Genomic DNA, 7569 nt, shown 5'->3' with positions numbered 1-7569 from the left:
CTCTTCAGGATGTCGTCGGAAAGCTTGCGCCGCATCGCCGCGACGGGATCGAAACTGCCCGGCTCGCGCTCGTCGAGGATCATCTCGTTGACCAGCGGTTCGAGCAGCAGCACGCCTTTGATATCCTTGGCATCGGCAAGCTCGGGATCATAGCCGGTGTCGTCATAGACCTTGCGCCGCACCGGGTCCTTCAGCAGATCATAGGACGCCTGAAGACGGGCGAACCGTTCGCCGTCGCCGCCGCTGTCGGGATGCGCTTCCTTGGCCAGCCGCCGGTAGGCCGCGCGCACGGTCTCGCTATCGCAATCGCGATCTATGCCCAGCACTTCATAGGGGTCGATCAAGCCGTCACCCGTTTCATCCCGTTAAACAACGCCTCATGGACTAGCGCGCCCGCCCCCGCTGTTCAAGGTGAAAGAGGGTTGAAATGCGCGCAGATCGCGCGCCGCGCGATCAATCCGGACAGTTTTCCCCCGAGGGCACTTTGTGGCCGCAAATTTGACATTCGGGCGTCCAAATTCTACACATCAGCCGTGCCGTCGACGAACGCCGTCTTCGGCAAGCCTCCTTTATTGCTTATTTGGAGGCCTTAGCGACGCCGCCTGAGGCTTCGCATGCCCGCCCCCATGCGGGATCATCGTCCGCACGCACACCCCGCGTTTTAACGCGTGCAAGCGCTGGCACAAAGCGCTGGACAATCCGATGTCCGCCGGAGAAGGAACAAGTATGAGCGTCAAACTGACCGCTAAGAACGTGTCGAAACTGTTCAATGATGACGATGGCGAAGGCGCGCGACGCCTCGCTGCTGGCGAAAGCAAGGAAGATATCTTCAAGGCAACCGGCGTCACTGTCGGGATCGACAATGTCAGTTTCGACGTCAACGAGGGTGAAATCTTCGTGATCATGGGGCTGTCCGGCTCCGGAAAATCGACGATCGTTCGCACACTCAACGGCCTGATCCCCCCGACATCCGGCCAGATCATCATCGACAATGTCGACGTCGCCTCCTGCGACAAGGAAACGCTGCGCGAAGTCAGGCGCAAGAAAATCACCATGGTTTTCCAGCACTTCGCGCTGTTTCCTCATAAAACGATCATAGATAATGTCGCCTTCGGATTGAAGCTCAAGGGCATGGGCAAGGAAGAACGCCACGAACTGGCGCGCGCTTCGCTCGCCAAGGTCGGGCTCGAGGCCTATGCCAACAGCTATCCGAGCCAGCTTTCCGGCGGCATGCAGCAGCGCGTAGGTCTCGCGCGCGGGCTTGCCAACGATCCCCAGATCCTGCTGATGGACGAGCCCTTCGGCGCGCTCGACCCGCTGATCCGGCGTGAAATGCAGGACGAGTTGATGGTTCTTCAAAAAGAATTGAAGAAGACCATCATCTTCATCACCCACGACCTCAACGAGGCCATGATCCTCGGCGACCGCATCGCGATCATGAAGGACGGCGCCTTCGTGCAGGTCGGCACGGCGCAGGAGATCGTCTCCGCGCCTGCTGATGATTATGTCCGCGCCTTCGTATCCGACATCGACCGCAGCCGGGTCTTCAAGGTCTCCGATATTTCGCAGGATGCCGCATGGGTGAAGGTCGATTCGACCACGGCCGATGCGCTTGCGGTCATGGACAAGGCCAAGTCGGATCTTGCCTACGTCGTCGAAAAAGGCGTGCCGGTCGGGCTGCTGATGCGCTCGGACGCGATGGGGGCCGCCCGTTCCGCCCCGGTGCGCGAGGTCATGTACGCCGAACCGCCAACGGTTTCCGAAGGGTCGTTCCTGAACGAGGTCTATGGCGCCGCCCAGGCCGGCGTGCCGATGGCCGTGACCGATGATGCCGGCAAGCTCGTCGGCGTCGTCTCGCAGGAAGCGATCTTCGAACAGCTGACCGCCGATACGGAGGAGCCGCCTCCCCCACTCGCCGAAGAAGAAGCCAAGAAGCAGGCCCCGGCCCCCAGCCAGCCGGCATCAGAATAAGCCGAGAGGGAGACAGACATTGTTCGATCCATCACAGTATTTCACCATTCCTTTCGATAGTTGGGTGAATGACTTCGTCCGCGGCTTTCTGGTGCCGAATTTCCGGCCGTTCTTCCGCGCGCTTCAGGTGCCGGTCAACCAGGTTCTGATGGCGCTGGACGGCTTCCTGGCCTTCATACCGATGCTGGTGCTGACGGCGGTGTTCGCGCTGCTTGCTTGGCGCATCGTCGGCAAGACCATGGCGATCGTCACGATCGTCGGCTTCCTGTTCGTCGATCTCATCGGGCTGTGGCCGGAAACCATGACGACGCTTGCCATGATCCTGACCTCGGTGATCTTCTGCACCGTCATCGGTGTGCCGGTCGGCATTCTCGTCGCCCGCAGCGATATGATGTGGAAGATCGTAAGGCCGATCCTCGACGTGATGCAGACGGTGCCAAGCTTCGTCTATCTCGTGCCGATCGTGATGCTGTTCGGCGTCGGCATGGCGCCTGGCATCATCGCCACCATCATCTTCGCGCTGCCGCCGATCATCCGCATGACCAATCTCGGCATCCGCAATGTGCGCACCGATCTGATCGAGGCATCGGAGGCTTTCGGCGCCACCTATTCGCAGACACTGTTCGAAGTTCAGCTGCCGCTTGCCATGAGAACCATCATGGCGGGGTTGAATCAGACGCTGATGTTGGCCATGTCAATGGTTGTCATCGCAGCGCTTATCGGCGCGGGCGGCCTGGGACAGGTCGTCAACACGGGCCTCGGCCGGCTCGATGTCGGCGGCGCGACCGCCGGCGGCGTCGGCATCGTGGTCCTTGCGATCGTGCTCGACCGCATCACCCAGGGCCTTGTCGAGCCATCAGATCCCAACCGGATGACGTTCCGTCAGGCGTTGGGTACGCTTTTCAGCGGTCAGAAAAAGGCCGCCGAATAAAACGAAGGCGTCCATTCGGACGCTTTCCAAAAGGGATCTCCAATCCCGTCGCCAAGGCGGTTGCCTGCAACAGGGCAAGCGCCGCAACACGAAGAAACGGAGAAACGCTCATGAACAACAATCTCACCAAACTGACCGCCGCCCTTATGCTTGGCGCCGCCAGCATCGTACCGGCCACTGCCGCCTTCGCGCAGGAACCCGGCGATGGCAAGACCATCAAGATGGCGCAGGCCGACTGGGATACCGGCTGGTTCCAGGCCGAAATCTACAAGCAGATGTTCGAGGATCTCGGCTACAGCGTAACCGGCCCGATGACGCTCGGCGCTTCCGCCTTCTATCAGGCCGTCTCGCAGGGCGATGTCGACCTCTGGGTCAATGGCTGGTTCCCGCTGCACGAAACCTACAAGCCGACCTTCGAAGGCAAGGCCAAGGTTGACGGCGCGGTCGCCAAGGGCGGCGCGCTGCAGGGCTACCTTGTCGACAAGGCGGCGATCGACGAATTCGACATCAAGACGCTTGACGACTTCAAGCGCCCGGAAGTCAAGGAAGCCTTCGACCGCAATGGCGACGGCAAGGCCGATCTGGTCGCCTGCCCGCCCGGCTGGGGCTGCGAGCTGACGATTTCGAAGCACATGGAAGAGTTCGACCTGGGTGACGACATCAACCCGATCAAGGCCGGCTACTCCGCTTCGATGGCCGATGCGATCGCCGCCTACCAGAACGGCGAGCACATCCTGTTCTACACCTGGACCCCGAACTGGACCGTTGACCAGCTTTCGCCGGGCAAGGACGTGATGTGGATCGAAGTGCCGCAGAAGGAAGGCGTCGAACTGCCGGCTCCGGCCAAGGGTCTCGACACCTGCGTCGCCGATCCATGCTACATGGGCTTTGTCGCCAACGACATCGTTCCGGTCGTCAATGACGACTTCATCGCCGACAACCCGGCCGTCGATGCGCTCCTGAAGGAAGTATCGATCCCGCTGGCAGACATCTTCGCCCAGAACTCGAAGATGAACGATGGCGACGACGACGTTCAGGCGCAGGCCACCGAGTGGATCAAGAACAACCAGGACATGGTTGACGGTTGGCTCGAAAAGGCCCGCGAAGCCGCTGGCTGATAGCGTCTGATATAGACGCCGGAAGGACGGTTGAGCCGCCCTTCCGGCTTTTTTTTGCAAAGACAATTATCCCATATCCGACAGGATCGTTCCATATCCTGAGCTATCTAGCTCCATGTGACTGAATAACCTTCCGGTTTTGAAACAAACGGCGTCATTGTCCCGTTGTTCGGAAACTGCGCGACAAGATTAAGGATATCGCCCTTAGCCAACGACATGTTTGGCAAAAACGGGGCTGTGAAGTCTTTTCCTTCATAGAGGGCGATCGGCGGTGGTACAGGGTAATCGACTACCTTTTTTCCGTCGCTTGACCGCCAACCCCTGATGATCTGTCCCGCCTGCGGTGCCGTTCCCATCACAACCGTCTCGCCGACATAAGAGACAAAGAGGCATCCCCGCTGGTAGGTGCCGAGCACCACGACAAATGCATCGGATGGCCTACTACTCAAGTCTTTTGCCGCCGTGGCAGACAGGATCGTGCCTTTGGTCAGTCTACCGTCAACCGTGACAGACCATGTGCCGTTGGCATCGGCTTTGGTCGAATAAAACCATATACTCGTGTCTCCCTTGTCCACAGATAGGCTGATAAACTCGCCAGGCCCCGCCCGCCCCGATACGGTGTTGTTCAACACGGTGCCGACATTCACCGTAGTTGCTGTATATATGCCGCCAGTAAAGCTGTCCTGCCATACAGCCTGAAGACCGGAAGGATTGCCCCATAAGCCCGGCGAACTCTCCGTTCTGGCGTTACTCAGAAGCTCCTTTTTAACAAGGCCCGTCGTCGGGGTTCCTGCCGCCACCATGACCGATGCGCTGTCCTTCACCTTCCAGACCGTCCAGAGCTGCTCGCCGTCGCTTGCCAACTCCGGCCCCCCTTCGGCGATGACATCCACCTTCTTGGGAGGCTGAATCTTGCCGGCGGAAAGCGCGCAATAGCCGATATGGCCGTCGTCATCGGCACTGAAAGCGAAATAGAGCGTATCGCCAACAACCGCCATGCTCGGGCCGGAATTGATGGCAAAATCTGTTCGTTGCGGCGCACTCCATTCTCTTCCGTCGAACCAAGCATAGGCCAGTTTGGACTTGGATTCACCGTCGCTCCACGCCAGATAAAGCTTGCCTTCATAGCTGGTGAGCGCCGGGCTTTCAAACGTCCGCACATTTGGTTGCGCCGACGGCGTCCTCCAGGACCAGCCCTCTGCATCGCAAACCTTCCACATGATTTTGTTGTCTTCGGCATTCCTCCAAACGAGGTGCACCTCGTTATCGTGGGCCGTGATGGCGGGCACAGAACTGGTATGCACTTCCAGATGGTTCTGCTCGAACCAGACACCGTTCAACAAAAAGGTGTAGTAGATGAGGCTGACGTTGTTGCCTATGCTTTTAGTCCAGATCACCCAGTCGATGCCATTCGCGCGGGTGCAACGCGGCGAAATATAGCGTTGGGTTGTTGAGACAAGTGACGGAGGGCCCCAAAGCGCGGGTGCTTCATCGACAGAATTTTCTATTTCCGCCAGCGGCATGACTTTATTCCTTATCAATAGCGCACATGCAAAGTTGCAACATCAGCAACACAAAACAACTTACAAGCACTATTCTATCAGTGGATGTTTAATCTTGCGATATTACAACTAAAACAAGATTTCACATTTGGTCAGGCGACGAAAGTCCGAGCCGCCATTCCAAAAGGCACCGGCACGGCTCATGGCAGACTTTGACAGCCTACAAGTGCACGCGGCTTCCGGAATCGCCGACAATTTAAAAAGAAAATCCCGACCTTGTGTTCCTAAGGCCGGGTTTTTCAATGATCCTACAATTCCAGTCAGTTGCCGTCGAGGCTGATGCCCTTGGTCTCGATGCGGAAGAAGAAGGTCACCAGCGCGCCGACAAGCGAGGTTGCCACGAGGGCGTAGAGAAGCGCCGTCGTGCCGATATCGGCGAGAAGGACCGGGAAAAGGAAGGCCGTGAGGCAGGCCCCGATCTTGGCGAAGGAGGCCGCGAACCCCGCCCCCGTTCCCCTTATCCGCGTCGGAAACACTTCGCCGGCGATCAGATAGGTCTGCGCGTTGGGGCCGAGATTGGTCATGAAATTGAAAAGCATGAAGCCGGTGAAGATCAGCGCGGTCTGCGTCGCCCCGCTATAGGCTCCGGCCTGGGCGGCGATAAACAGTCCAGCGGCGCAGCCGACAAAGCCGAACACCTGCAACCTGATCCGCCCGATCCGATCGGCGAGCAGGACGGCTGCGACAATGCCGACCAAGAGAAGCACGTCCAGCAAAGCCGTGCCCTTGGCGGCGATCAGGTCGTTATGCACGAGATCGGCGATGTTCTGGGCATGCTGGCGTTGGTGGCCGACGGTGGCGGCCAGGATCGTCGGCGTGAAGATGCCGATGCCATAGGTGCCGAGGTCCTGCAGGAACCATGGCACGGAGGCCAGGATCAGCGCCCTGCGGTTCTGCTTCTGAAACAGACCGCGATAGCCGGTCGCATGCGGCCTCTCACCATGCTTTTCCCGCCGGCCGTTGATGGAGATCGTCTTCGGGTAAAGCGGATTGCGGCGCAGCAGCTTCTGCAGTTCCGTCTCCGCGGCGCGCTCCCGGCCGCTGACGGCCAGCCAGTGCGGGCTTTCGGGAATGAAGAACCGGCCGGCGAACACCGCAAGCGCCGGAATGATCGCGCAGCCATACATCCAGCGCCATGCGCCAACCGACGGGTCCAGCGTGAGGATGATATAGCCGAGCACCGTGCCGAACAGCGCGCCGACAGCCTGAAACCCGAAGGCGGAAAGCACGAGCCCTCCACGGGTGCGCGACGGCGTGCTTTCCGAAATCACCAGATGGGCCGTGGGGTAATCGCACCCAAGCGCGAGCCCCATGCCGAACAGGCAGACGATCAGCCATGAGAAGTTCGGCGTGAACACGATCATTGCCAGAAAGGCAATGAAAAGGCCGATCTCGAAGATGAACACCCGCTTGCGACCGAAACGATCCGAAAGGCTGCCAAGCGCGCTCGCGCCGATCAGAATGCCGAACAGCGAGGCCGAGCCGACCATACCGTGCTGAACGGCATTGAGGCCGAATTCCTTGGCGATCAGCGGCATGGCGACGCCGGTCATGAAAACCACAAGGCCCTCGAAGAACTTGCCGGCGACCGAAAGGCTCCAGATTCGCCACTGCATCGCCGTCATCTGCGGCGCCGGCGCTGCCGTGCCATCCGCCCAATACGGGTGCTCGTCGATATAATGCTGGACGCTGTGGCCATCAGCCTCGGTCCGCACTTCCTTGTCTACCACGTTCATCACAATCCCTTCCGTGCCGGTCGCAAACTCCTGCAGCAACAGTCCTAGTGATGTCGGTTGAGGTTTTGATGACAATACCCGAAATACGGGCTCTGGATTGGGGGGATGATGTGCCGAGAGAACGAATTGAACAGGAACAGAGGCCCGACTTTGAACGCCGGGCCTCTCTTGGTTGCTGACAAAGCAACGAGCCTTGACCATCATTTGTTGTCGCCCTTCTTTCTTGAGTCATGCTCGGACTTGATCCGAGC

At 59.2% G+C, this 7569-nt stretch carries 6 protein-coding genes; 3 read left to right on the top strand and 3 right to left on the bottom strand.

Annotated elements, in window-relative coordinates; genetic code table 11:
• The coding region (locus tag B4E36_RS02610; RefSeq protein WP_345899945.1) for a J domain-containing protein at window positions 1–344 on the bottom strand (344 nt) is incomplete at its 3' end.
• A 382-nt stretch (window positions 345–726) separates the two neighbouring features.
• Here B4E36_RS02610 and B4E36_RS02605 point away from each other — a divergent pair.
• From B4E36_RS02605 to proX, 3 genes are all read left to right on the top strand, one after another.
• Entirely contained in the window at window positions 727–1971 is a 1245-nt protein-coding gene (locus B4E36_RS02605; RefSeq protein ID WP_292054905.1) for a quaternary amine ABC transporter ATP-binding protein, read from the top strand.
• A 19-nt stretch (window positions 1972–1990) separates the two neighbouring features.
• Window positions 1991–2902: an ABC transporter permease gene (locus tag B4E36_RS02600; protein ID WP_292054906.1), complete on the top strand. Its 912-nt coding sequence runs from the start codon at window positions 1991–1993 to the stop codon at window positions 2900–2902.
• A 110-nt stretch (window positions 2903–3012) separates the two neighbouring features.
• Window positions 3013–4020 carry a glycine betaine/L-proline ABC transporter substrate-binding protein ProX gene (gene proX, locus B4E36_RS02595; protein WP_292054908.1) on the top strand — a complete coding sequence of 336 codons (1008 nt, stop codon included), beginning with the start codon at window positions 3013–3015 and terminating at the stop codon, window positions 4018–4020.
• A 107-nt stretch (window positions 4021–4127) separates the two neighbouring features.
• On the opposite strand, the gene B4E36_RS02590 is transcribed toward proX, so the two are convergent.
• On the bottom strand, window positions 4128–5543 hold the full coding sequence (locus B4E36_RS02590; protein WP_292054910.1) for a hypothetical protein: 1416 nt from the start codon (window positions 5541–5543) through the stop codon (window positions 4128–4130).
• 299 nt (window positions 5544–5842) lie between these two features.
• Complete coding sequence (locus tag B4E36_RS02585; protein WP_345899944.1) at window positions 5843–7357, bottom strand: MFS transporter; 1515 nt, start codon at window positions 7355–7357, stop codon at window positions 5843–5845.
• Window positions 7358–7569 lie beyond the last annotated feature (212 nt).

Source organism: Martelella sp. UBA3392, assembly GCF_002358775.1.
Lineage (GTDB): Bacteria > Pseudomonadota > Alphaproteobacteria > Rhizobiales > Rhizobiaceae > Martelella > Martelella mediterranea.
The sequence above is the reverse complement of the archived record's forward strand: the minus strand, read 5'-3'. Positions and strand labels throughout refer to the sequence as shown.

Excerpts from the sequence above, each read along its gene's own strand:
- B4E36_RS02605 (WP_292054905.1), top strand. The coding sequence starts at position 727 with ATGAGCGTCAAACTGACCGCTAAGAACGTGTCGAAACTGTTCAATGAT.
- proX (WP_292054908.1), top strand. The coding sequence starts at position 3,013 with ATGAACAACAATCTCACCAAACTGACCGCCGCCCTTATGCTTGGCGCC.
- B4E36_RS02590 (WP_292054910.1), bottom strand. The coding sequence starts at position 5,543 with ATGCCGCTGGCGGAAATAGAAAATTCTGTCGATGAAGCACCCGCGCTT.